Annotated in this window: 16 protein-coding genes and 1 pseudogene; 11 read left to right on the forward strand and 6 right to left on the reverse strand. The window is 59.3% G+C overall.

The annotated features are described in order from the left end of the window. Positions 1-64: 64 nt before the first annotated feature. The 5 genes and pseudogenes from WCA10_RS26080 to WCA10_RS26100 form a co-directional block, all read right to left on the reverse strand. Positions 65-970, reverse strand: a complete 906-nt coding sequence (locus WCA10_RS26080; RefSeq protein WP_472825480.1) for a pirin family protein — start codon at positions 968-970, stop codon at positions 65-67. Between the two features lie 177 nt (positions 971-1,147). Further along, positions 1,148-1,705 carry a YceI family protein gene (locus tag WCA10_RS26085; RefSeq protein ID WP_472825481.1) on the reverse strand — a complete coding sequence of 186 codons (558 nt, stop codon included), beginning with the start codon at positions 1,703-1,705 and terminating at the stop codon, positions 1,148-1,150. Positions 1,706-1,857: 152 nt separating this feature from the next. Further along, positions 1,858-3,555 (reverse strand): glycoside hydrolase family 3 C-terminal domain-containing protein, encoded by a 1,698-nt coding sequence (locus WCA10_RS26090; protein WP_472825508.1) that lies wholly within the window; start codon positions 3,553-3,555, stop codon positions 1,858-1,860. 66 nt (positions 3,556-3,621) lie between these two features. Next, a pseudogene (locus WCA10_RS26095) lies at positions 3,622-3,942 on the reverse strand (glycoside hydrolase family 3 N-terminal domain-containing protein); the annotation flags it as partial. Beyond that, positions 3,843-4,607, reverse strand: a complete 765-nt coding sequence (locus WCA10_RS26100) for a glycoside hydrolase family 3 N-terminal domain-containing protein (RefSeq protein ID WP_472825482.1) — start codon at positions 4,605-4,607, stop codon at positions 3,843-3,845. The gene WCA10_RS26100 and the pseudogene WCA10_RS26095, both read right to left, overlap by 100 nt. Positions 4,608-4,751: 144 nt before the next feature. Here WCA10_RS26100 and WCA10_RS26105 point away from each other — a divergent pair, with 144 nt between their 5' ends. The 8 genes from WCA10_RS26105 (at position 4,752) to WCA10_RS26140 (ending at position 17,709) form a co-directional block, all read left to right on the forward strand. Beyond that, positions 4,752-6,707, forward strand: a complete 1,956-nt coding sequence (locus WCA10_RS26105) for an alpha/beta hydrolase family protein (RefSeq protein ID WP_472825483.1) — start codon at positions 4,752-4,754, stop codon at positions 6,705-6,707. 211 nt (positions 6,708-6,918) lie between these two features. Beyond that, positions 6,919-9,405, forward strand: coding sequence for an ABC transporter permease (locus WCA10_RS26110; RefSeq protein ID WP_472825484.1), 2,487 nt, complete (start codon positions 6,919-6,921; stop codon positions 9,403-9,405). 106 nt (positions 9,406-9,511) lie between these two features. Beyond that, positions 9,512-10,729 carry an energy transducer TonB gene (locus tag WCA10_RS26115; RefSeq protein WP_472825485.1) on the forward strand — a complete coding sequence of 406 codons (1,218 nt, stop codon included), beginning with the start codon at positions 9,512-9,514 and terminating at the stop codon, positions 10,727-10,729. 145 nt (positions 10,730-10,874) lie between these two features. Further along, a complete protein-coding gene (locus WCA10_RS26120; protein WP_472825486.1) occupies positions 10,875-11,570 on the forward strand; it encodes an AIM24 family protein in 696 nt (231 codons plus the stop codon). A gap of 72 nt (positions 11,571-11,642) precedes the next feature. After that, entirely contained in the window at positions 11,643-13,427 is a 1,785-nt protein-coding gene (dnaG, locus tag WCA10_RS26125) for a DNA primase (protein ID WP_472825487.1), read from the forward strand. Positions 13,428-13,865: 438 nt separating this feature from the next. After that, positions 13,866-15,554, forward strand: a complete 1,689-nt coding sequence (gene rpoD, locus WCA10_RS26130) for an RNA polymerase sigma factor RpoD (protein WP_472825488.1) — start codon at positions 13,866-13,868, stop codon at positions 15,552-15,554. A gap of 233 nt (positions 15,555-15,787) precedes the next feature. Next, positions 15,788-16,027, forward strand: coding sequence for a hypothetical protein (locus WCA10_RS26135; protein WP_472825489.1), 240 nt, complete (start codon positions 15,788-15,790; stop codon positions 16,025-16,027). A 230-nt stretch (positions 16,028-16,257) separates the two neighbouring features. Continuing rightward, on the forward strand, positions 16,258-17,709 hold the full coding sequence (locus tag WCA10_RS26140) for a GH1 family beta-glucosidase (protein ID WP_472825490.1): 1,452 nt from the start codon (positions 16,258-16,260) through the stop codon (positions 17,707-17,709). Between the two features lie 126 nt (positions 17,710-17,835). Here the strand turns inward: WCA10_RS26140 and WCA10_RS26145 are convergent, their stop codons facing one another. Further along, positions 17,836-20,298: a GH92 family glycosyl hydrolase gene (locus tag WCA10_RS26145; RefSeq protein ID WP_472825491.1), complete on the reverse strand. Its 2,463-nt coding sequence runs from the start codon at positions 20,296-20,298 to the stop codon at positions 17,836-17,838. A 157-nt stretch (positions 20,299-20,455) separates the two neighbouring features. On the opposite strand from WCA10_RS26145, the gene WCA10_RS26150 reads away from it, so the two are divergent. From WCA10_RS26150 to WCA10_RS26160, 3 genes are all read left to right on the forward strand, one after another. Then, a complete protein-coding gene (locus WCA10_RS26150; RefSeq protein ID WP_472825492.1) occupies positions 20,456-21,478 on the forward strand; it encodes an L-rhamnose/proton symporter RhaT in 1,023 nt (340 codons plus the stop codon). Between the two features lie 201 nt (positions 21,479-21,679). Beyond that, positions 21,680-23,434, forward strand: a complete 1,755-nt coding sequence (locus tag WCA10_RS26155; RefSeq protein ID WP_472825493.1) for a class I mannose-6-phosphate isomerase — start codon at positions 21,680-21,682, stop codon at positions 23,432-23,434. A 53-nt stretch (positions 23,435-23,487) separates the two neighbouring features. Next, positions 23,488-26,922: a glycoside hydrolase family 38 N-terminal domain-containing protein gene (locus tag WCA10_RS26160; protein WP_472825494.1), complete on the forward strand. Its 3,435-nt coding sequence runs from the start codon at positions 23,488-23,490 to the stop codon at positions 26,920-26,922. The last annotated feature ends 11 nt before the right edge of the window (positions 26,923-26,933 follow it).

Below are 26,933 nucleotides of genomic sequence, written 5' to 3' on the forward strand. Positions count from 1 at the left end.
ATCTCAAATAAAGAATGCCCCGGCCTGAGGACCGGGGCATATTTGTGCTGCGAGAATCAGTCGTTTACTGGTGCTTGATGAACTTGCCGGTTTGCAGGTCGTGCATGGCCTGGTTCAACTCGGCCTGCGTGTTCATCACGATGGGACCGTACCACGCTACCGGTTCCTCGAGCGGCTTGCCCGAGACAAGCAGAAAGCGAATTCCTTCCGGGCCTGCCTGGACCACGATCTCGTCGCCGCGGTCGAAGAGAACAAGCGAATGGTTTTTCGCGTCGTACTTTGCCGGGGCGTTCGGGTCGACAGCGGACTCGGTTAGAACGGCTTTCGGATCCGAGGCGTCGCGGAAGGTGCCGGCGCCGGCGAAGACGTAGGCGAAAGCGTTCCTGGTGACGTCCACCTTGATGCGGCGCAGCTTGTTGGGCGGCACCGAGATGTCCACGTAGCTGGGATCGGCGGCTACTCCCTCGACAGGTCCGCGCTTGCCCCAGAAATCGCCGACAATAATCCGAGCCTTGGTACCGTCGTCCTCAGTGACTTCGGGAATCTCCGCTGCTGCGATGTCCTGATAGCGGGGATCGGTCATCTTCAGATGTGAAGGCAGGTTCGCCCACAACTGGAAGCCGTGCATGCGGCCGCGCTCATCGCCCTTGGGCATTTCCTGGTGGAGGATGCCGCTGCCGGCGGTCATCCACTGGACATCGCCCGCGGTCATGCGGCCCTTGTTGCCGAGGCTATCGCCGTGCGCAACTTCGCCGGCCAGGACGTAGGTGATGGTCTCGATGCCGCGATGCGGGTGCCAGGGGAAACCGGCGAGATAGTCCGAGGGGTTCTCGTTGCGGAAGTCGTCGAGCAGGAGGAAGGGATCGAACTCCTTGGTTTTGCCGAAGCCGAAGGCGCGCTGGAGCTTAACGCCGGCACCCTCGATGGTGGGCTTGGTTTCAAGAATCTGTTTGACCGCGCGAAGCGACATATTTGACCTCCGACTTGCTGTTTATGCTTACAGGTATTGGATGCGCGAAGGAGATATTCGTTGCAACAAGTAATTGGCTAGTTTAGAGTTCTGAGTTCGTAGTTCACAGTTTTCCGACTGGTTAGGCTCAGGCGAGGGTGTGGCAGCGCCGGTATAACTGTGAACTCTAAACTGTAGTTACGCCTTGATGAACTGGATGTCGAGAGTGATGGCGATGTCTTCCCCGACCAGGACGCCGCCGGTTTCGAGGGCTGCGTTCCAGCCGAGACCGAATTCCTTGCGGTTGATTTTGGCGGTGGCGGAGAGACCGATGCGGGTGTTGCCCCAGGGGTCTTTGCCGGGCAGGCTCGGGCCTTCGACGGCAAACGTGACGACCTTCGTGACGCCGTGGATAATGAGTTCGCCGACAACTTCGTGCTCGCCGGGGCCGGTGATGCGTACCGAAAGGGACTTGAAACCAAGCGTGGGATATTTCTCGGCGTCGAAGAAGTCGGCGCTCTTGAGGTGTGCGTCGCGCTGGTCGTCCTGAGTGCTGACGGTGGCGACAGGAATTTCAGCCTCAATGGTGGAGCGGGTTGGATCGGATTCGTCGAGGACGAGTTTGCCGCTGATTCCGCTGAACTTGCCTTTTACATTGGAGATCATCATGTGCTTGACCTTGAACTCGGCGGCTGAGTGAGCCGGATCGATATTCCAGGTGGTGATGGTGGAGGGGGTCGATGTTGTAGTAGCCATGGGTGGCTCCTTTCAGAAGTCTTGGATGCGGCAGGAAGATAGTTGTTGCAACAAATATTGAGGGCAGAGACCTAGCTAGGGCATAGGGACAAAGGGACATCGGAACATGAGGACTGCGGCTTTCCCGAGGATGATGCCCAGCGGTTCAGGAATCAGTGAGGCAGTTCCTTGCTGCCGGTAACAGTAAAGACGGTGGTTGCGGTGGCGGGCCCCTGATCGCCCTCGGGTTGGGAGCTGCCGATGGAAATCTTGTAGCTGCCGGAGGTTACGGCACGAGTTCCCTTTTCATCGACCTGCGATAGGGTGCGAGCATCGAGATGGAAGACGATGTGCCTCTGTTCGAGCGGTTGAAGGTGGAGGCGCTGAAAGCCTGCGAGAGACAGTTTGGGTGCGGGGCCGGATTGGGGCGGCGTGATGTAGAGTTCCGCGACTTCATCACCGGCCACGGTGCCGGTGTTGCGAACGTCGGCTTCCACGGTGAGGGTATCGCCGGCTTTCAGGTCGCGTGGTGAGATTCGCAGGCCGGAGTAGGCGAAGGTCGTGTAGCTGAGGCCGTCGCCGAAAGCGAAGAGTGGCTTGCCTTTGAAATAGCGGTAGGTGCGGTTGGCCATGGAGTAGTCGTCGAAGGCGGGGAGCTGATCGACGCCGGTGTAGAAGGTGACCGGAAGGCGGCCGGCGGGATTATTTTTGCCGCTCAGCGTTTCGGCAATTGCCTCTCCGCCGGACTGGCCGGGATACCAGGCTTCGAGGAGTGCGCGCGCATTTTCTTTTGCCCAGTTGACGGCGAGGGCGCTGCCGTTGAGCAGGACGACGACCATGGGTTTGCCGGTTTTGGCGACGGCTTCGAGCATTTGCTGCTGCACGTCGGGAAGGTCGAGATCGGTGCGATCTCCGCCGGCGAAGCCTTTGGCGTTCACCTTCATCTCTTCGCCTTCAAGGCGCGGGGTGAGGCCGACAAAGGCCACAACGACGTCAGATTTCTTTGCAGCTTCGATGGCCTGGTCTTGAAGGAATTTTTCGCGTGGCCCCCATTCGAATGCCAGGCCTGCGCCGGAGATGCGGCCGGTCTGCACATACTCAATGCGGAGGTCATGGGGACGAGTGTCGGCGAAGGGAACGGCGAAGTGCTGGATGGCTCCGTAGTTGCGGCCGGAGGGCGGGAGCTTGTTGGTAGTCGGTGTCGGCGGAGCATTGGGCTCGAGCTGATTGCCGTCAAGATAGACAGCGAACTTCACCTTGTCCTGACACGGGTAGCAGAACGGCAGGCGGAACTGGAGGTTGAGTGTCTCGGCAACTGGGGAGCGGATGGCGCCGACCCAGCGAACGGCGAAGGCCTGGGTAGATGTGTGGTGCGGCTCAACAGGATTGGCGAAGGCCCAGTCGAAGTCGATTTCCCTGTCGATGCGGACCATGGCGGGAGCGCCGTCGAAGCTAGGGTGGGAGAAGTACTGGCCTTCGAGTCCATCCACCGTCGAGTGACCGGCAGCGCGGAGCATGGTGCGCGGAACGGGAAGTTCGCCGCCCGGGATATAAGGCGAGCCCTGGGCGTAGATGACGTGGTCCTGGCCGAACTCCTTTTCGATTCCGTCGATCGGGAGGATGGGGTGAAGCGGGATGGCGTTGTAGTTGCCTTCGAGAGCAATGCGCGAACCGGCAAGCGGACCGACGACGGCGATGGTCTGGTGCTTGGCAGGATCGAGCGGGAGGAAATGGTCTTCGTTTTTGAGAAGCACCATAGACTCGCGTGCGGCGCGCAGGGCGAGGGCGGCGTGTTCGGCCGAGTCGACGACGGAGTAGGGGATATTGGAAAACGGTACCTGCTGGGTCGGATCGAACATGCCGAGCTTCATGCGCGCGGTGAAGAGGCGCTTGACGGAGACGTCGAGCTGGGCTTTGGTGAGCAGCCCTTTTTGGACGGCGTCGGTGAGCTTGAGATATTCGGTGCCACAGTCGGTGTCGGTCCCGGCGAGGATGCCGGCGGCCGATGCGGCTGCGAAGTCGGCGGAGTAGTGATGTCCGTAGGGCTCGGAGAAGTCGCCAATGGCGCCGCAGTCGGAGGTGACGAAGCCGGGAAAGTGCCAGTCGCCGCGAAGAATGTCGCCGAGCAGCATTTTGCTGGCGCAGGCGGGGACTTTGTCTACGGCATTGTAGGAACACATGATGGAGTCGGCGTGGCCATCGACGATGGTAGCGCGGAAGGCAGGGAGATAGGTGTCCCAGAGATCGTGCGGGGTGGGGTCGACGTTGGCTTTGTGGCGTGTTGACTCGGGACCGCTGTGTACGGCGTAGTGCTCGGCGTGGCGATGGCGCGGAAGTATTTCGGGTCGTCGCCTTGAATGCCCTCTACGAAAGCAGTGCCGAGGCGGGAGGTCAGAAATGGGTCTTCGCCATAGGTTTCCTGGCCGCGCCCCCAGCGGGGATCGCGAAAGATATTGATGTTGGGCGACCAGATGGTGAGGCCGAAGTAGCGATCGTGATTGTTGTGCGCGATGGCGTCGTTGTACTTGGCGCGTGCCTCAATGGAGACAACTTCGCCGATGGAGTGAACCAGCGGCGCGTCCCATGTCGCCGCATTGCCGATGGCCTGCGGGAACATGGTGGCGAAACCGGAGCGGGCGATGCCGTGGAGGCCTTCGTTCCACCAGTTGTAGGCGGGGATGTCGAGGCGCGGGATGGGTGCGGCGCGATCGATGAGCTGGGAGACTTCTTCTTCGAGGGTGAGACGGCCCACTAAATCATTGACGCGCTGATCGATGGGGAGAGAGGTATTGCGAAAAGGCAACGCAGCGGCGGCCTTGATCTGCTCTTCCGTGGGCGGCGGTGGTGATTGCGACGGAGCTTGTGCGGTCGCGGCGAATGGAAGCAGAAAAACAAAGGCGAGAAGGGCTGGATGCGCGCGCATGAAGAAGATTCTCCCGAAGAGCCATAGTAAGGGGCGAGGGTGATGGTCACAAAGATGTGTCGAGAAGGCGGCTTCAAACTACAATTCAGGTGGATTGGTTCCCCATTGAAATTTTTCGTTTATGGAGATCAGGAGGACCCGAAGATGCGGACTCGAATGGAGAAGTTTGCGTTCTTATGGACGGTATTCACTTTTGCGGTTTCGACGGCGATGGGACAGTCAAAGCCGGCGCATGGGCCATTTACGCCGAAGGACTGGTCTGAACTGCGAAGCGCGCATGCGGCGGCGGTGAGTGGGAATGGGACGATTCTGTACACCGTGGCGTTTGGAGCGGAGAAGGGGCCTACGCATATTGAGTGGTGGACGATTGGGGCGGATGGAAACGGCGCGAAGAAGCTCGAAGTGCCCGACGGGTTTCATCCGATGGGGTTTACGCGCGACGGAGCGAGCCTGTATGGCGGATGGAAGGTGAATGACCATCAGCAGTTCGCCATCTTCGCTGTGAAGGACGGGAAGCTGGCTGCAGCGCCGACGACGGTTGTAGTGCTGCCGCGCGGCGTTGGGTCGGCGAGTCCGTCACCGGATGGGAAGCGCTTTGCGATGACGGCCGATCCGCGCGGGCCGGATGCGATGGACAGCATGCGCCATGTGCAGGAGTCGGAGGAGACGAGCCTCTATGTGGTGAATGCGGATGGAACCGGCGGTGCGTGGTGGTGCACGGATCTGAAGTACTTTTCGGGAACGATCACGGTGGGCGGGGGAGCGAGCGCGGCGGCGTGGAGCGCGGATTCGAATTCGCTGGCGGTGCTGTCGCAGGTGCCACGCATCGGACATCACGAAGTAGGTTCGACGATTGATGTTTGCAGCGCATCGGGGACACGCCACGTCACAGATATTGCGAATTCGGTGAATGGGATCGCGTGGGCGAACGGAGGCAAGGTTCTTGCGTTTCTGTCTACCAAATCCCTGGTCCTGACGCCGGAGCATGTGTGGACGGTGCCGGCGGCTGGAGGAACGGCTGAGGATCGGACGCCGGATCTGGATGCAACGGCAGTGCAGCTCCAAGGCGATGCACAGGGGCGCGTCTGGGTCGGGGTGAATCGCGGCGTGCGCAGTGAGGTGGATGAATTCCGCGATGGCGCCCTGAAGACGGCGTATCGCTGGCCGGATGGCGTGGTGCGCGGGACGCCGGTGGAAAGCGAGTATGCGGGCGCGGGAGAGCAGATGGCGTTTACCGTAGGCGATCCGGCGCAAATGACGAATGTGGCTGTGCCGGATGGCGATCATCTGCGCCGGATCACGCATGAGGGCGATGAGCAGGTTGCCGGAATCGAACTGGGTCCGGTGGAAGTGGTCCACTGGAAGAGCAAGGAAGGAATTTCACTCGAAGGCATCGCGACGTTTCCGGCCGGGTACGAGAAGGGAAAGAAGTATCCGTTCCTGGTGTTGCCGCATGGAGGCCCCGAGGCGAACGACGAACTGGTGTTCGATGCGTTTTCGCGCACGGTCGCAGGGTTAGGCTACGTGGTGCTGCAGCCCCAGTATCGGGGTTCTACGGGGTATGGCGCGGATTTTCTGGCGGCGATCTATCAGCACTTCGGCGATCGCGCGTATGAAGACGTGGACAGCGCGACGGACTTTGCTATTGCGCAAGGATGGGCTGATCCGAATCGGCTGGCGATTTTCGGATGGAGTGCGGGCGGGTTCATGACGTCCTGGACTGTGACGCAGACGAGACGCTACAAGGCGGCAATCGAAGGTGCGGGGATCACGGATTGGGGCCCCTTCCTCTGGACGAGCGATATCGCGCAGGTGGACTACGACGCGCGGTGGACGGACGACGATCCTTCGGCGTTCAGCAAGTTTTCGGCGGTGGATTTTGCGAAGAATGTGACGACCCCGCTGCTCATTCTGCATGGCGAGGCGGACCAGCGGGTGCCGACGTTCCAGGGGACCGAGTATTTTCAGATACTGGCGGCGCGGGGCAAGACGGTCCGGATGGTGACCTATCCGGGGTCGCCGCACTTTCCGATCTTGTGGGAGCAGCGGCTGGATGTGATGCACGAGCTGGCGAATTGGCTGGCGAAGTACAACAAGTAGGTCCGGCGGTCGCCTGCCGGCATAGTTCTGCAGGAAACCACTGTTCGATTCCGAACGATGAATGGTAGTTATGAACGTTGCAAACACACTGGATGGAGTTGAAGATCGCGGAAGCGGCAGAAAGCATTGACGAACTTATCTGTCCGCATTGGAACTCCACCTGCTTGAATTCCGTAAGACTCGTGTCCGAATCTTCCCGGAGGCAATCGGTATGCAGAACTTTTTGTACGACTTGCGGTATGCGATTCGGCAGTTGCGCAACACGCCTGGAATGGCGTTGCTGGCGATCTTGACGCTGGCGCTGGGCGTGGGTGCGAACACCGCCATCTTCACCGTCATCGACAGCGTTCTGCTGCGGCCGTTGCCGTATACCCATTCCGACCGGCTGGTGTTTATCGGGCCGAGCGGCGACAAGCCGAGCTTCGGGTCGACTTCGTGGCTGAACTACAAAGACCTGCACGATCAGTCCAGGCTGCTGCAGGATTCGGCTGGCTATGCCGAAGATGTGAGCGTGCTGCAGACGCAGGATACTTCGGTCAGCGTGGTGGCGCCGCGCGTGACGCCGAACCTGTTTGCGATGCTCGGTGGGCATCCGCGGCTGGGGCGCACATTCAACGATGCCGAGGGTCAAGCCGGCGGACCTCCGGCGGTGCTGCTGTCGGAGGGACTTTGGCGGAATACATTCCACGCCGACCTTAACATCGTGGGGCAGGTGGTGAAAGTCGGAGGAAAGCCTACGACCGTTGTGGGCGTCATGCCGGCAAGTTTCGGCTTCCCCGATAATATGAGTCCCGATCTTGCGAGAGGAATCTGGCTTCCCATTCAACCGACCCAGGAAATGCTCACGCAGCGCGGCTATCATTTCTTCAACATGGCCGGGGTGATGCGGCCCGGCGTGACGCTGGCGCAACTGCAGCAGGAAGTGAATGCAATTGCTGCGCGCATTCCGCACGAGCACAACGACACCCCAGTTACGTTTCGCGTGGATCCCTACCAGGAGGTGCTGACGGGTCCAGTGAAGCCGGTCCTTTACGCGTTGTTAGGAGCGCTGGGGCTGGTGCTGCTGATTGCGTGTGCGAATGTTTCAAATCTGCTGATCGCGCGGGCACTGGGGCGGCAGCAGGAGTTTGCGGTACGTGCAGCACTGGGTGCCGGCAAGACGCGGCTGATCGTACAAATGCTGTCGGAAGGGCTGCTGCTCAGCTTGCTGGGATGCGGCGTTGGCGTAGCGCTGGCTGAACTCGCGATGGTGGGAATTCGCAAGCTGCCGAATGACACGATTCCGCGCGCCGATTCGATTGCGATCCACTGGACGGTGTTACTGGCCCTCGCAGGGATTGCGGCACTGACCACGGTGCTTTCGTCGCTGCTGCCGGCGCTGCTGGTGGCGCGGGCAAATCCGCAGACCGCGCTGCAGGCGGCGTCGCGGGGAGTTGGGTCGAAGTCAGTGGGCGGCAAACTCGCCGGATGGCTGGTGGCCGGCGAGGTGGCGCTGTCGACGCTGCTGCTGGTGGGGACCGGGTTGCTGTTCCGAACGCTGTGGAACCTGGAGCAATCGCAGTTGGGATTCGAAACGGCGCATATCACCACGTTTTCGGCGATGCCTGCGGATGCGGCGGGTTTTTCGGGAATGGAGGTGTCCACGGATACGCAGAATGCGCCGACATCGGTGGCGATGACAACCTATGAGCCGGTGCTGGAGCGGATCAGGCAGGTGCCGGGCGTGGAGAGCGCGGCGCTCGCTACGTCGCCGCCACTGTCGGGGATGGACCTGCACTCGAGCTTCGACATCCTCGGACAGGCCAAGGATCCAAAGAACAAGCCGGGGGCGCGCGTAACGGCCGTGAGCGGGGACTATGCGCGCGTGCTGGGTACACCGATTGTAAGCGGGAGAATGATCGGGGATGGAGATGCGCTGACGGCGCCGTTTGTGGCAGTGGTTAACGAGGCGTTAGTGAAGAAGTATTTTGTGGGAAAGGATCCGCTGGGCAAGCAGATCAACCTGGGTGGCAAAGACACGGGGATGATCAAGCCGTACACAATTGTTGGCGTGCTGGCGAACCAGGTGGACTCGAGCGTAGGCGGAGAAGTGCAACCTTTCGTCATGCTTTCGCAACAGCAGATTCCGACGACATCGCTGTTTTACCAGGCGCTGCTGAAGACGGTTGTGAACTTTGTGGTCAAGACGCGCGGAGATATTCCTGTGGCGCAGGAGATGAGGTCGGTGTTTCACCAACTCGCGCCGGGATTCGCGCTGGACCAATTTCAGACCATGCAGGAGGCGGTGGACAAGAACACCTTCAGTCAGCGGCTGGGCCTTTACCTGGTGGGATCGTTTGCAGGGTTGGCGATTGCGATGGTGATCGCTGGCTTGTACGGTGTTCTATCGCAACTGGTGAGCTATCGGCGACGTGAGATCGGGGTCCGCATGGCGCTTGGCGCGACGCGCAGAAGTGTGGCGACGCTGGTGCTGCGGCAGGGGTCAATCCTGATTGGCGCGGGCTTGGTGGCTGGGCTGGTGCTGGCGATCGCGACAGGGCGGCTGATCAAAGGATTCCTATATGAGGTGAAGCCGTTGGACGCAAGCACGTATGTCGGCGTGGCGGTGGCGTTGACGGCGATCGGGCTGGTGGCCGCGCTGATTCCCGCGCGGCGTGCGGCGTCCATCCAACCGATGCAGGCGCTGCGGGACGAGTGATAAAGGCAGGGACCAAGGGACAAAGGGATAAGGAGACGAGAGACTGACGCCTCGATTTTGATGGGGAGTGTAAGATGGTGAGTCGAAAAAGTTGAGGCCCGCCAGAATGTCTTTCTTCTCATTTCAGAGGATCCGAATTTCTCTCTTTGCCCTCCTTGTTTGTTCCACGCCTTCCATCTTTGCGCAGGGGACGCCGCCCCAGGATGGCCAGAGTTCCGGCGGGTCGCATCCGGTTCTGGCGACTGCAAAGATCAGCGAACTGGCGCATCAGGTGATGCGAGCCGGGGTGGAACTCAATGCGCTGGCCGGTGACAACCTGAAACCGTGGCACATGAAAGTAGATTTTCAGGTGATTCCGCCCGGTGCAAAAAAGCCCGTGGGCGGCACGATGGAGGAGTGGCACCTGAGCGCCAGCCAGTGGGCGCGCACATTCAAGAGTTCGGAGCAGCGGTTAACGGGCAGTGAGTGGAGTGTTGCCGAGACGGAGCAGTACCAGAGCAAGCCCAGCAAGGTGGGGTTCGATCATCGACTGTTGACACTTCGCGTGGCGCGTCCGGTCATCGATCCGCTGTATCAGACTGGCAACATCAAGCCGGATTACGAGATGGATGTGAAGCGCGTGACAACGGCAGGTCTAACGTTGAATTGCGTTTCGGTGATCGATCCGCAGCGCTATGCAGACCAGGCGAATCCGGACTGGTTGTTCCCCACGATGTGTTTCGACAATGAATATCATTTGCGTCTCACGGCGGTTTCAGACACGACGGTGCAGTTTGAGGACCTGCAACCGTTTGAAGGGCGCACGGTCGCACGCGATATGAAGGTGATCTTCAATGGCGCGCTCACCGCGGAGATGAAAGTGGCGGTGCTGGAACCATTGGCGAATGCCAGCGCGGACCTTGTAAAGCCAGCGAAAGACGCGATTCCGGAGCCATACACAATCGAGCCAGGGCAACCCAAACCGGTGTCGGTTTATGAGGTGGCAGCCTCCATTCCTCTGCGGCCCGACGGGTTCCCGTTTCGGGGAAGCTTTCCGGTCCCGATCATCATCCACAAGGACGGCACTGTGAAGGCGAGGAGCGAAGAGGCTTTCATCTGGAGCCAGGATCTGAAAGATGCGCTGGTCAGGGCGATCGACAAATGGAAGTTCAAGCCGTACCTGGTAGACGGACAACCGGTCGAGGTTGGATGGACGGTAGTGTACGTCATCGATGGCAAGCCGTTTGTGCCGTCGTATGAGCGGACGGAGCCGCAGGTGGCGCCGGCGCAACAGGAGAGCGCACCGGGTTCGAGTCCGGCGGCGCGCAGAAGGCGCGGTCACTGAATGTTCAGACACGATCTGCATGTTCCTTCTTGATCAGCTTGCTGACTCGGCGTTTCTAGGCTTTCTGATTTGCGGCCTGATTTTGGAAGTATGCTTGAGCGCAGAGCAATAGACTCGGAATGATTCCAGAGAGGAAAGGTGCAACATGCAGACCCCGGTTTTGAAACCCACCGCCGCGCGCAACGAGACATTTGCGGGTGTAACGTATCACATCGAAGGTGACCTGGTACCGGTGTTGCGTCTTGAGTTGAAAGACGTGCCGGTCTATTTCGAACACTACATCCTTCTCTGGAAGGATCTGAATGTACAGATCGGTGTGCGGCCGATGACGGGCGGAATGAAGCGCATTCTTGCGGGTATGCCGTTCTTTTTGACAGAGGTGAGAGGGCCGGGTCAGATCAGCTTCAGTCGCGATGGCGCGGGACAGATCTTTGCAATTCACCTGGGCGCGGGCGAACGAATCGACATGCGGGAGCACCAATTTCTGGCCGCCACGGGAAACGTCGAGTATGGATTCATGCGCATGAAAGGCGTAGCGAATATGCTGCTGGGCGGGACTGGATTTTTTGTCGACCATTTTACGGCGCAACACGGGGACGGAATTGTTTGGGTGCATGGGTACGGCAATGTGTTTGAGGTGAACCTGGCGCCTGGTGAAAAGATCGACATCGAGCCGGGCGGATGGATATACAAAGACCCATCGGTGACCATGGAGACGCAGTTTCAGAAGTTTTCGACCGGGCTGTTTGCCAGCGCGGCCAGCTTTGTATGGAATCGGTTCACCGGCCCAGGGCGCGTGGGAATTCAGTCGATGTATGTTCACATGCCGACTGCGGAATAGAGCGGCTGAAGGTCAGACGGCACGCGGCATTTCGCAAGCGTGCGCGTGGCCTATTCTCATAAGAGACTCTCCGTGTCAGATTTCGCTCAAAGCGTGAAGCAACAGGTCGACATCGTCAAGGTGATCGAGGGGTACATCCGTCTGCGCAAGGCGGGAGCGCAGAACTACTCGGGACTGTGTCCATTTCACAAGGAAAAGTCGCCATCGTTCTCGGTGCATGCGGTGCGGCAGTTTTATCACTGCTTCGGATGCGGCGTTTCGGGGGATGTGTTCTCGTTTGTGGGCAAGATCGAGAACGTCGGCTTCCCGGAAGCAGTGCGGATTGTGGCGCAGAAGAGCGGAATTCCCCTGCCGAAGAGGGAGTTTTCATCGCCTGAAGAAGCCGCTGGTGCGCGGATGCGAGCAAAGCTCCTGGACTTGCACGAGGTTGCGACAACGTGGTTTCAAGAGCAACTAGGCGGGCCGGAGGGGGCCCTGGCGCGGGAGTACCTGGCCGGGCGAGGAATGACGCCGGAACGGATCAAGCTTTTCAGGATCGGCTACGCGCCGGACAGCTTTCATGCTTTGGAAGAACGTCTGCGCGGCGTGGCCGACGAGGAGACGCTGCGGGCCTCGGGACTTTTCAGCTCAAAGGAACAGGGAGATGGGAGCCAGGGACCGATCTACGACCGGTTTCGCAAGCGCGTTACGTTTCCGATTTGCAACGAGAGCGGGCGGGTGATCGCGTTTACGGCGCGGACCCTGGAGACGGGCGAAAAAGCGGGCGCGAAGTACATCAATTCGCCGGAAACGCCGCTTTATATCAAGGGACAGGTTCTGTTCAACCTCGACAAGGCGAAATCTGCGATTCGTCAGGCCGGCTATGCGTTGCTGGTTGAGGGACAAATGGACTGTATTTCCCTGTTTTTGCGAGGAATTCAGCATGTAATTGCCACCAGCGGAACGGCTTTTACCGAACAGCAAGTGGCCATCTTGCGGCGCCATACCCAGAATGTGGTGGTCAATTTCGATCCCGACGCGGCAGGAGCGAATGCGGCGGAGAAGTCCATTGCTTTGTTGACCGAAGAGGGGTTCAACCTGAAGCTCGTTACGCTGGAGGGAGGACTCGATCCGGACCGGTTTATTCGCGAACGGGGGGTGGAGGCTTACACCCAGGCAGTGATGGGGGCGCGGCGGCAGTCGGACTACCTGATCGAGCGGGCCCGGCAGATGTTTCCGGGGGCGGCGGCAGACCAGAAGCTGAAGGCCATGAATTACCTGCTGCCGCATATCCGGCGGATTCCGCAGAAACTGGTGCGCGACCAGTTTGCGATGGATGCGGCGCAGAAACTGGGGATCGACTCGGCCGTGCTGCGCGAGGAGTTGCGGCAGGCGGCGCTCAGGCGACGGGACCACATCGAAGTGCGGGCCACGACGTTGAGCGAGGTGGAGCGCGTGCTGCTGCGGGCCCTGTCGATTACCGACCCCGAGCACGAGGAGGCGCGCCGGACAGCGACTGACGCGGTGATCAGACAACCACAGTGGTTTGAGGGGCTTGGGGTATTTTCCGCGCTGCGAGCGTTGGCTGAACGGGGCGTCCGCGACCCCATGGATGTGGTCGAGGATCCGGCGCAAAAGGCGTTGCTGGCTGAGGCGTTGCTGGCTGAGAATGAGCCTCCGTCCGCCGAAGCGGTCATTGGAGCGATTGTGAGCCTGCAACAGAGGAGAATCGAAGCGGAATTGCGAGATTTGCGGGCGCAGATCCAGGAAGCCGAGCGGCGGGGGGACGTTGCCGAGCTGGCTCTGCTGACGCAACGAAAGCTGGACCTTGATCGGGCGTTGAGGCAGCTGCGGGGCTCGGGCAGCGGCGGAAACTAAGCGCAAGACGCTGACTTCTTTGAGTCACTTTAGGGCCGAAACACGTCTAAATAAACAGGAAACAGCAGGGCAGACGAGAGAGTTTGCCCGGTCCGGAGTTTCGGCAGGCAGAATTGGCGTTACCTGTGTGGAATCCGGGTTGAGAATTCGTCGTTCTACGGCGGAATCAACTGTGTTAGTCTATTGATCTCTGTGAGGATGCGCGCCCCCTTTGCCCCACATATGAGCTTCGGCTCGCGGGCGACCAGGCGAAACCTGAAGCGCGAACATCCTGCTCCGAGCGATTACTTCAGGCCGCTTTTTTTATGCGGGGGGACGGGAGTCCGTTCCGCGAACGCGCAGGTTTGGGCATCCAAATCCTGTTGCACGCGAAACGAGCTCTGCACTGGCGCGCGACCCGGTGCTAAAACTTGATCGCGCTGGAGAGTAGGAACCGTTTTGGCCATCAACGACAAATTTGAAGACGACATCACTAACCTGATCGATACCGGCAAGGAGAAGGGCTACCTGACCTACGGCGATGTCAACGACATGTTGCCGGAGGACATCAGCACTTCTCCCGATGACATCGACGATCTGATGACGACGATCGGCAGCCAGGGTATCGATCTGCTGGACGCGCCGAAGTTCGGCGCAGAGAAGGATTTTGAGCTCGAAGAGGGCGAAGACGTCGAGCTTGATCTCACACCGGGAACCCTTGAGAAAACCAATGACCCCGTCCGCATGTATCTGCGCGAGATGGGAACCGTGCCGTTGCTTACGCGTGAAGGCGAAGTGGAAATTGCCAAGCGCATCGAGCGCGGACAGATGCGCGTCCTGAAGGCGATTTCGCGTTCGCCGATCGTGATTCGCGAGATTGTGGCGCTGGGTGAAGACCTGAAGCGCGGTGTGCGCAACGTAAAAGAGGTCGTGGTCTTCGACGAAGAAGAGTTGACCGAAGACGTGGTGCAGGCGCGCGTGCGTTCGACAGTTGCACGCATTGATGCGCTGATAAAGCATCAGAAAAAGATCGCGGGCTTTGAAGAGAAGCAGGCGGCGGCGAACAGCAAGACCAGCCAGAAAGAGTTGCGTAAGCTGCGCTGGCTGATCGCACGCGAGAAGGTACTGGTTTCGCGAATTGTGCGCGAGCTGAAGTACACGGCCCTGGAGCGCAAGCGGTTGCTCGACAAGGTGAACAAGACCGTCGACACGATGCGCACGCTGGAGCGGCAGATTCGTTCGCTGGATCAGAAGTATGAAGCCTCGAAGAGCGATGAGCTGAAGAAGGAGTATCGGCGCCAGCAGAAGAACTGCAAGATCGACCTCGAAAAAATCGAAGGCGATGCGGGCGTGTCGATTGTGGAACTGAAGCGCACACAGCGCGAGATGATCCAGGGCGACATGGACGCCGAGCAGGCGAAGCGGGAGTTGATTGAAGCCAACCTTCGTCTCGTGGTTTCGATCGCGAAGAAATACACCAACCGCGGACTGCAGTTCCTCGACCTGATTCAGGAAGGCAACATCGGCCTGATGAAGGCGGTGGACAAGTTCGAATATCGGCGCGGGTACAAGTTCTCGACCTATGCGACGTGGTGGATTCGCCAGGCGATTACGCGCGCCATCGCGGACCAGGCGAGGACAATCCGTATTCCTGTGCACATGATCGAGACGATCAACAAGCTGATCCGAACATCTCGTCAACTCGTGCAGGAGCTTGGACGTGAGCCGTCGAGCGAAGAGATCGCGCGGCGCATGGATATTCCCGTGGCCAAGGTGCGCAAGGTGCTGAAAATCGCGCAGGAACCGATTTCGCTGGAGACGCCGATTGGTGAAGAGGAAGACTCGCACCTCGGCGATTTCATCGAAGACCGCCAGGCGGTTTCGCCGAGCGAAGCTGTGATCAGCGTGAACCTGAAGGAATATACCTCTCAAGTTCTGCGAACGCTGACGCCGCGCGAAGAGCGGGTGATCAAAATGCGCTTTGGGCTGGAAGACGGCTCGGAGCACACCCTGGAAGAGGTGGGACAGAGCTTCCAGGTGACGCGCGAGCGCATCCGGCAGATCGAAGCGAAGGCGCTGCGCAAGCTGCGTCATCCATCGCGGTCAAGAAAGCTGAAGGCGTTTGTCGAAGGCGTGAAAGAAATGTAACCACCTGCGGTGGGGCCGACTGCGCCTGTCGGCGCCATGCATCGCACAATTGTAAGTGGAGCGGGAGCAACAAGAGCCGTGGCCGAAGGGCTGCGGCTCTTGTTTTTTGACGAACCGGCTGGCCTGATTTGTAGTGTTCACGGGCGTCAGCCAACTCCGAGGTCTGAGGAGGAATCCATTTCAATATGAGAATGAGTTTCCAGATGTGCGCGATGATTCTAGGAGCCGCTCTGATGTGCAGACCGGCATTTGCGATCACTCAACAGACGGATAGCAGCGCGAAGCAGGATATGAAGCAAGCCGGGCGCGACACCAAGTATGCAGCAAAAGATGCGGCGCACGGAACCAAGAAGGCGACGAAGAAGGCCTACCATAAGACGAAGCACGGCACCAAAAAGGCGTACCACAAGACCAGGAGCACGGCCAAGGGCGCTGTGAAGGGCGCCAAAGAAGGCGCCAAGCAGCCCCAGTAGACATCGCCAGTTCTGAGAATTGAAATAGCAGAGATCGGAACGCTCCCATTCGGCCGGTTGCAGGGAACACTGCTCCGGCCGCTTGCCCTGCCCCTTCATTTAAAGGAAGATCTGTGGCAATTTTCCCTTGCTGCAGCAACTGATCGAAAATCGGTCCTTGCGGACCTGTGCAATCCTCTGCTAAAACGTTTTTGCACGAGATTTTAGCGGTTGAGTGAAAGGGAATCCAAATGAAAGTCATTACCCGTCGTCAATTTGGCAAGAGTGTTGCCGCAGCGGCAGCAGCAACGTATGCGGGAATTGCGCTACCGAGGCTGGCGCTTGGAGAGCCGCAGCCGGCGCCGCTTGAATATCCAAAGGGATTTCTGTGGGGATGTGCGACTGCGTCGTACCAGATTGAAGGCGGTGCGAAGGATGATGGGCGCGGCCCGTCGCTGTGGGACGTGTTCTCGCATACGCCGGGGAAGACGCACAACGGCGACACAGGCGATGTCGCGGACGATTCGTATCACCTCTACAAACGGGACGTGCAGCTGCTCAAGAACCTGGGCGTTAGTGTGTACCGCATGTCGATGTCGTGGTCGCGCGTGTTTCCGACGGGCAAGGGTGAGGTGAATCAGAAGGGGTTGGACTACTACAACCGCGTGGTTGATGAACTGCTGGCCAACAACATCACACCGTACATCACGATGTTTCACTGGGACACACCGGCGGGGCTGCAGGGCGGGTGGCAGTCACGCGATACGTCGAAGGCTTTTGCGGATTATTGCGGATACGTGACGAAGCACCTGGGCGACAAGGTGAAGCACTGGATGACGACCAATGAATTCATCTGCTTCACCGATCTCGGGTACAAGGAGGGCCAGTTTGCGCCGGGGCTGAAGCTGGGGCCTGCCCAGGTGAACCAGATCCGGCATCATGCCATCCTGGCGCACGGACTCGGCGTCGAAGCAATTCGCGCAAATACCCCGGGCGGAACGCAGGTGGGACTGGCGGAGAACGCGATTGTCTATTGCCCGGTGATGGAGACTGCCGAGCACATTGAGGCTGCGCGCAAGGCAACGCGCGACGGAAACGCACCGTTCCTCACTACCGTGCTGGATGGCAAATATCCACAGAGCTACCTGGAGCACGAGGGAGCGAACGCGCCGAAGGTCGAAGAAGGCGACATGAAGGCGATCGGCAGTCCGATCGATTTTCTCGGAGTGAATATCTACGTGCCTCTGTATGCGCGCGCAGACAATTCCCCCAAAGGCTGGGCGGAAGAGCCGATGCCGTCGTCGTTTCCGCACATGTTCTCGCCCTGGATCAACTTGGGTCCGGAGTGCATCTACTGGGGCGTTCGCAATGTGTGCGACATCTGGAAGGAGAAAGTGCCGGCAATCTACATCACCGAAAACGGCACGTCATCGGATGATGTGTTGACACCGGAAGGACACGTAGAGGATGTCGATCGCGTGATGTATTTGCGCAATCATCTGACCCAACTGCATCGGGCGGCCAGCGAAGGGTATCCGGTGAAGGGCTACTTCCTTTGGAGTCTGCTGGACAATTTCGAATGGGCCGATGGGTATTCGAAGCGGTTCGGCATTCATTATGTGGACTTCAAGACGTTGAAACGGACTCCAAAGCTGAGCGCGGAGTGGTACAAGCAGACCATTGCTTCCAACAGAGTGGAATAGTTCCGGGCAAAGTGGAGCGAGAGACCCGCGGCCCCAGGGCTGCGGGTTTTTGTCTGTGTGCCGAGCATGTTTAGCGAGTTCGTGGCCCACGACAGTTCGTTTCGCAGCGCAGTGCGGATTCTTGCATTACGGCTCGAACGACGGGGGCGCATCCTTTGCGCTGGTTCCCCAGTGCTTGTTCGGTGTTGCGCCCAGCTCAAACTCCAGCGTCCCACCATGATCCACAAACCGCTCCGGCAGCCAGGTCTTCGTTGTGGTCTTGCCATTCACTTTCAAACTTTGCACGTAGGGAGCGTTGGTTCCGGCGTTGTGCGCTTTCACGACGATGTCGCCTGCGGGGCGCCGGATGTGGACGGCCGTGAACAGCGGGCTACCAAGCACGAGTTCGGCGCGGCCCGGGATTTCCGGATACATGCCGATTGCCGACCACACATACCAGGACGACATCTCACCCAGGTCGTCATTGCCCGGCATTCCCCTGGGGGAATTTGTCCAGATGGAATTCAGCACCTTGCGCACCGCTTCCTGGGTCTTCCAGGGCTGTCCAAGGAAATCGAAGAGCCACGGCGTTTCAATGGAAGGCTCATTGTTGAGCTCTGCATGCAGGCCGCCGGACTCGGTCACCGCCAGGCTGCCGTCGGGCTTGTAGAAGAAGGCGTTCAGGCGCCGGCTCGCCTTTTCATTCCCACCCAACATGGTAAAGAGGCCCTGCGCGTTGAAGGGTACCATCCATAGGTATTGCGCGGCGCTGCCCTCGACGAACCCATCGTCGGACTCCGGGGAAAACTTCGGCCATGTGCCGTCGGCGTTGCGGTTCTGAATGTATCCGCCTTCCGATGTCGCCTGCGGATTGAAGATGTTCTTCCAATACTGAGCCCGCACAAGAAACTGACTGTGCGTGGAATCGTCGCCCATACGCCGTGCCAGCTCCGAGATGGCAAAGTCAGCCGTGGCGTCTTCGAGCGTGTCTGCTGCCGGTCCCCAGGCATTTGCGCCGACGGGGATGTAGTGCAGCTTGAGCCACTGATCGAGAGATGGTCTCTGGCCCACACACTCCACTTCACATCCTTCTTTGCTCAGGTCATGCGCGGTTGGAACGGTGGCCGCAAGAAGCAGAGATTTGTATGCCGCCCTGGCGTCGAAGTTGCTGCCGCCGAAGGCGAGAATATCTGCGATGGATGGCGCTGCGGGATCGCCGTTCATCACGTGAGTGATTCCCGAGTTATGCGTCCAGCGATCCCACTCGCCCCCGTTCTGGTTTGCCTGGTTCAGCAGGGACTGGGCGAAGTCGCCGGCAACATCGGGCTCAAGCAATGTGAGTAGCTGCAATTGCGACCGATACACGTCCCAGCCGGAGAAGGTGCTGTATTGCGCCTTCTGGGGAGCAGCGAGTGAGTGGACCTTTCCGTCCATACCTCTATAGCGGCCATCCACGTCGCTGGCGAGGTTCTCGCCCAGCAACGTGTGGTAGAGGGCGGTGTAGAACACGACCTGTTCGTCGTGCGTACCGCCTTCAACCTGCACGCGGCTCAGCGTGTCATTCCAAGCCGAGTGTGCTGTCTCGCGCACTCTCTCGAATGTGGATCCGGGCGGATTCTCTGCAAGCAGATTTGCCTCGGCGTTCTCTTCGCTCACATACGAAATACCGACGTGAACTTCGACGCTTGCAGACCTCGAAGTGTCGAGCACCACCCATCCACCCGAACCTTTTGCTGGCGGGACGAACCCTTTGGCGCCGAAAGTTGTGCCGCCGGATGCCTCGCTGGTTCCAGCGCGCACGGTAGCGTCCTGCCAGGTTCCGGTGCTCAAGAACGGCGCATCGAAGTGCGCAACAAAGTACAGCGTGTAGTAGCTCCGGCGATCGGTTGTGCCGAGGTATCCGCAGAAGTTGCCGCTTGTCACAGACCCGGAGACGATGCGATTGGTTGCGTCAATCTTCACATGCGCGTCCGTGCTACCGGTTTCTGAATTCGCGGTGCGCACCAGCATGACCGCAGTCTTGCCTGCGGGATATGTGAATCGTCCGGCACCGGTGCGAAGAGTACTCGTCAACTCCACTGTGACGCCGTTCTCGAGCTTGACCTTGTAATAGCCGGCTTTTGCCGTCTCGTCGTCATGTGAGAACGCGCTGCCGTAGATCTCCGCGCCTTCATCGCTTGCAGGCGACGAGGTGACCTCACCCACATAGGGCATAAACGGAATATCGCCGCCGGCGCCTGCGCAACCAGTGCCCATCAGGTGCGTCAACGAAAATCCACTGATGCGATTCGCCGTGTACTCGTAACCGCCGGGAGCTGCAGGACGTCCATGGTCATCGCGCATCGACCCGGGCACGCCTTCCACATGCCGGCGCGGGCGGTTCCGCGGTTCTTCCGGACTCCAGGCCAGCATACCCAGTGGCAGTGTGGCCCCGGGGTAATCGTTGCCACCATTGGTCGTTCCGATCAGCAAATTCACAAGCGCAGCCGGATTGGCTGACCCGTTGTCACTCTGTTGCGTCTTTGCTGTTAAGGTGCCCATTGCCAGCAGCACCAACATTCCAGCCGACCACCCAATCCGCCGATCGCTCCAACCCAGCTTGCGCATCATCGCTCCCCAAAGGATTTGTACGCGGAAAATTTACCGCGAGCTCTGGTGGCATTGTAGAGCGTAAGCACTTAAGACCGTCATCTCGTCAGCTGCTCGCCAGGCGATATCCTGAATGCGCTGTTTCGCGGCCATCGCGGTTTCTCTTGAAAGGTGACAGATGGAAATGAGCGGGGCCGGCCCAGGTTTCTTCATCCTTGTTCTTGCCGGCATCATGAACGCCAGCTTCACGCTGCCGATGAAGTACGCGCGCCGCTGGGCGTGGGAGAACACCTGGCTTGCGTGGACAGTTTTCGCACTTATCCTTCTGCCACCCCTCGTCGCGTACAGCACCGTCCCTCATCTCGACGACTTGTACGGTTCGGGGGTCGCGAACATTGTCCTTGAGGTCGTCGGATTTGGTGCGGGTTGGGGCGTGGCACAGGTTTTCTTCGGGCTCGCGATGGATGTTATCGGCATCGCGCTCACGTTTTCGCTGGTTCTCGGCACCTCCGCCGCTGTCGGCACCCTCGTCCCGCTGTTTCGTCTCCATCCCGAGCGCCTCCATACCGCGTCGGGACATGGCCTGCTCGCCGGCGTGGGCTTGGTTCTCGCAGGCGTACTCGTCTGCGCACTCGCAGGTCGGCAACGCGAAAAGGCGCTCAGGGTCCACACTGGCCCGCGCAAGAATGCCACCTTCGGGTTGGTGCTCGCCATCCTCTGCGGATTCGGCGCGTCCTTTGTGAATTTTGGCCTCGCCTTCGGAGCACCGCTTGTGCTGTCGGCGCGTACTCTGGGAGCCAGCCCACTCAACGCCTCCAATGCGGTCTGGATGCCCCTCATGCTCGCCGGCGCAGTACCGAATCTTTTGTACTGTATCTTCCTGCTTCGAAAGAACCGCACCGGCAGTAGTTTTCGCAGCGGCGGCATCGGTCACTGGGCACTGGCGCTTCTCATGGCTGTCTGCTGGTTCGGCAGCACCATACTTTACGGTCTCTCCACTGTGATGCTGGGTGCCCTGGGCCCCATTGTTGGTTGGCCGGTCTTCATGTCTCTCATCGTCATTACGGCGAGTCTGCTTGGCATGTTCACCGGCGAATGGAAGAACAGCGGAACATCTCCGCTCCGCATTCAATGGATCGGTGTCACCTTGCTCGTTCTTGCGGTCTTTATTCTCGCCGCCACAAGTCGCTATCTCTCCTGATCCAGCGTTCCGAGGTGGAACACTTTCATGTTGGCTCACCCATTTCACACCGGCGGATGCGTAATGTGTTGCGTTTGGATTCGTCGTTCTTTGCGTCCACAACTACCTCGCAAAACATGCCTGGGCCGCCTGCACAAGACGTCATGCGCAGGCAACTGGCGAGACCAGCGTCGCCGTTCCGCTAAGATGTGAGGTGTTCTGATGCCCCGCCAATCCAATTACGATAAATCTCCCGTTGTCGCGGCCGGCCCCGCGGAAGAGTGCAGTGTGGGATGGCAGGCCATTGCGGCGCGCCTCGCTCCGCACCTGCAGCCCCATCAGGCAATCTGCGTGGAGTGCTATCCCGGCGTATTTGTCGATAGCGTGATCGAGGAGCTGCGCGCCCATTTCCCCTCGCTCTCGGTCTTCCGTGCTCAGGAATGCCTGAAAACTTCGTGGGAACTGCGCGCGGTCCTGGATCCGCACCTCACCCCTGATCGCGTGTTCGGACGCATGAACGGACTCACGCTCGAAGATTACTTCGCTCTGCCGAAACTCCAGGAAATGCGCCACGCCGTTGAGCGTTCCGCAAAGCAAGCGCCGGTCCTTGTGATTGGCACCGGTGCATTTTTTGTTTCTCCACCCAATGCGACACGTGTCTACGCCGACCTTGCCCGATGGGAGATTCAGCTTCGCTGGAGACGTGAAGAAACCGGCAATCTGGGCCTCGATAATCTCGACGATGACTTCGCTGCGAAATACAAGTGTGGGTTTTTCGTCGAGTGGCGCGCTGCGGATCGCCTGAAGAAACTGCTTTTGCCGCGGATCGACTTCCTGCTCGATACCAATCGACCGCAAGCACCAAAGCTCATCAGCGGAGATGCGTTTCGCGCTGCCCTGGCTCATACAGCGCTGCGCCCCTTTCGGGTCGTGCCGTACTTCGACCCCGGCCCGTGGGGCGGCCACTGGATGGAGGAGATTTGCGATCTGCCCCGCGACGTTCCCAACCATGCGTGGTGCTTCGATTGCGTTCCGGAAGAAAACAGCCTCTTGCTCGGCTTCGGTCCGCATCGCGTAGAGGTGCCATCAATCGACCTGGTTTTTTCAGAGCCTCGCGCTTTGCTCGGCGATGCAGTCCATGCGCGATTCGGTACTGAGTTTCCCATTCGGTTTGACTTCCTCGACACGATGGGCGGCGGCAATCTGTCTCTGCAGGTCCACCCTCTCACCGAGTACATTCAAGACAAATTCGGCATGAACTACACCCAGGACGAGAGCTACTACATTCTCGACGCCGGCCACGGCGCATCTGTGTATCTTGGACTGAAAGATAACGTTGCGCGAAGGGAACTGATCGACAGCCTCTTGCGCGCGCAACACGGCGAACATGACTTTCCAACTGAGAAATACGTCAACCGCTGGCCGGCGCAAAAGCACGACCATTTTCTCATTCCCGCCGGCACCATTCATTGCTCAGGAGCGGAGAGCATGGTGCTTGAAATCAGCGCCACCCCCTATATCTTTACCTTCAAGCTCTGGGACTGGGGCCGGCTGGGAATGGACGACAGACCGCGCCCAATCCATATTGAGCACGGTGCCGCCAACATTCAGATGGACCGCACCACCGCATGGATCCAACGCGAACTAATCAACCGCTTCGAAACCATACATGAAGAAATTGGCTGGAGAGAAGAGCGCACCGGACTCCATGTGCGCGAGTTTATCGAGACGCGCCGCCACTGGTTCACCAGCGCCGTCCCGCACGACACGCGCGGTGGTGTGAATGTCCTCAATCTCGTGGAAGGCGATGAGGCTATCGTCGAAAGCCCAACCGGCGCTTTTGAGTCCTTTGTCGTCCACTACGCGGAAACATTCATTGTTCCTGCCGCCGTTGGCGCCTACACGATTCGTCCTCACGGCAGGTCGGCCGGAAAGCCGTGTGCCACAATCAAAGCCTTTGTTCGTACCGGAGCTTGATTCGACTTTCTTGTTGCGTAAGCGAGCCCGCTCGCTTACTACTTGGAGACACCATGAGGCGGAATGTTTTTGCGCTTGTTTTCGCGTTGATGTTGCCCCTGTCGCTCTTCGCCGAATCGCAGGAAAAAACAGTCTGGCGCGTCGGAGTCTTTGACGGTTCGTCAGGTGAATTCGCTGACGGACCTCCGCACCAGGCCGTCAGCTTCGTCGTAGGACAGGATCAGCCGCGCTCAGGCTGGTATGCGTTTGCGCCCGTCGCACCGGTTGGAAAACCCGCTGATCCAGCGACTGCCCCTCGCGAAATCGTCTTCTCGATCACAGGCCGGCCCGAACACGCTTATCGCCTTAGAGTTTCCGTAATGATTGAGGAGTCCAGCGTTCCCGCGCTGCAAGTCGGCATCAACGGACGCACTGGCATGTTTTACCTTCACCCCAAGCTCGACGACAACATGGGCGACATGGTGGCCGCTTTCTATCCGGCCTACGGGCATGCCGAAGTCGAGGTCGACTTTCCCGGGTCGTGGCTGAAGACCGGCCAAAACAGCATCTCACTGCAGGCAGTCCCCGCAGGCGACAAGGCCGTTCCCGATGCCGGATTCCAATACGATGCCGTCGAACTGCAGCATATTGACGCCCTGCCGGCGGCCGTCACCGCAGAAGTGGAACCGACCATCTTCTATCAGAAGCACGGCACGTCCACAGACGAACGAGTCGACGTCTTCGTGCGTTGCGTCCAGCGTCCGCACCTCGGGCGCGTTCAGCTTGCGATCGCAGGGCACAATCTCAGCATTCCTTTGCGTGGCGATCAGGACTTCGGGGAAGACCGAGTCAGTTTCAACGTTCCCGAATTCCCCTCTGACACGCATGCCAGGGTGAGCGTGGATGTAGATGGACACGCAACCCATCTCGACCAGACAATTCAGCCACAGAAAAAGTGGACCCTCTTTCTCGTGCCTCACGTGCATCTTGACGTGGGCTACACCGACTACCAGGCGAAGGTCTCCGCGATTCAGAGCCGCATTCTCGACGAAGCCATCGATCTTGTCGAAAAACATCCCTCGTTCCGATTCAGCACAGACGGCGAGTGGAACTTGGAGCAGTATCTGCAAACGCGCACACCTGCCGAGAAAGAACGGATCGTCCAGGCCATCAAGCAGCAGAAGATCTTTCTCCCCGCGCAATCCAGCAATGTCCTCACGGGATTTCCAACCGCTGAAACTCTCATTCGCTCGCTCTATCCCAGCGCCAATTTCAGCCGCACGCACGGCACGCCGCTTAACTACGCCAACATCACTGACGTGCCCTCCTATTCCTGGTCGTATGCCTCGATCCTCGCCGCCGCCGGCATTCCCTACTTCTTCGCCGGCAGCAACAACGATCGCGCTCCCGTGCTCCTTCAGGGCCACCTGAACGAGAACTCTCCCTTCTGGTGGGAGGGCCCCGACGGCGGCAAGGTGCTGATGTGGTACTCGCGTCACTACATGCAGATGCAATTCCTGTTTGGTCTGCCCCCGTTCACACAAACAGGCGAGGAGGTTCTACCGCTCTTCCTTCAGATGTACCAGCACCCCAGCTATCGCGCCAGCGCGGCCATCATCTTCGGAACACAGGTCGAGAACACCGACCTGTTCCCGCAGCAGGCCGAACTCGCCGACCAGTGGAACGCGATCTACGCCTATCCGCACATCGAATACTCCGGCTTTCACGATGCGCTGGCTGGCATCGCCGCTCAGTTCGGTGACGCCATCCCCACAGTGCGTGGCGACGGTGGCCCGTACTGGGAAGACGGCATCGGTTCAGATGCACTCTACGCGGCCATCGAGCGCGAAAACGAGAGCCGGGCGCCATCGGCAGAGAAGCTCGCCACCATCAGCACCCTCGTGAATCCGCGTCTCGCGGTCAATCGCGACGAGTTGAATTCGATGTGGGCCAACATGGTCCTGATGGATGAGCATACCTGGACCTCGTGGAATAGCGTCTCCGATCCCGACAGCGACGAGGCCATCGAGCAGCTTCGTGTGAAGGATTCGCGCGCAACCTCGGCCGCCGATCAGCGCAGCGACATCCTTCGCGGCAGTATGGCAGCTCTTGCTGACTCCATTGCTGCCGGTGTCGACAGCCTCATCGTGTTTAATCCCCTGAACTGGAAGCGCGATGGACAGGTTGCAATGGATCTCGACAAAGGCATGGAGATCGTCGATCGCGCTACGAAACAAGCCGTTCCATACGTGGTTCTGCACGAAGGCCCGAGCTTCCGTAGAGTCGAGTTCCGCGCAACTGGCGTTCCAGCCGTAGGCTATAAGGTCTTCGAATTGAGGACCGCTCACTCACCGTCGCCTACCCCGCAAACAACAACATCGACCACCATCGAGAGCCCCTTCTATCGCATCGAACTCGACTCATCCTCAGGCAGCATCCGCAGCATGTACGACAAGCAACTGAACAAGGAGTTGGTTGACACCAACAGCCCATGGCGCTTCGGCCAATACGTCTATGTCAGCGGAGGCGATGAGGAACCGAACAGCATCCTGCAGTATCGGGCAGTCTCTCCCAAGCCGGAATTGCATCCTCATCCCGCCCGGAACGGCCGCCTGATTTCGGTGGAGCGAACCCCATGGGGGTGGCGTGCGCAACTTGAATCATCCGCCGAGAACACTCCGCAGATTCACACCGAAATCCGTGTCTACGATGGTGAAAAGAAAGTCGAGCTCATCGAGGATCTCGACAAGAAACCTGAACTGAAGAAGGAAGCCGTCTATTTCGCCTTCCCCTTCGCAATGACGCATCCGCGGTTCCAGTACGAAATCCAGAACGGTGTCGTCGACCCCGCCAGGGATATGTATCCCGGCGCGGGGCACGAGTGGTTTTCCGTTCAGCATTGGGTTTCAGTCGAGCAGGACGGCGCTTCCGCCACCGTCATGCCGCTCGATGCCTCGCTCGTCACGCTCGGTGACATCAATCGCGGCGAGTGGCCGACCAGTTTCGGTCAGCGGCCTGGCAATATCTTTTCTTACGTGATGAACAACTACTGGCACACAAATTACCGCGCCGCCCAGGGAGGAAATTTCCGCTTCCGCTATGTCATCACCAGCGCGGCGCAGACCGATCCTGCGGCGCTCAGTCGCGTGGCGTGGGAGGAAGCGACGCCGCTTGAAAAGGATCAGATCCGCTCGCAGGACAAGGCGCTCGACCTGCCTCGTCCTCTCAACGGAAACGAGGGCAGCTTCATATCCATCGACGATGCCGACCTCCTGCTGGACACCTGGAAACCCGCAGAAGATGGCAATGGAACGGTTCTCCGCCTTATCGACCTTGGCGGCCAGCCACGCACAGTCACAATCAATGTGTCACTGATCTCACTTAAAACGATTTTCTCGACAGATGCCGTTGAACGCGATCGGACGCAGATTCCTCCAGACAGTCCGCACAGCTTCAAGATCGGCGTTCAGCCGCACCAGATCATCACGATTCGTCTCACCGCCGGATGACCTCTTAAAGC

This window comes from Occallatibacter sp. (genome assembly GCF_049582745.1).
Lineage (GTDB): Bacteria > Acidobacteriota > Terriglobia > Terriglobales > Acidobacteriaceae > Telmatobacter.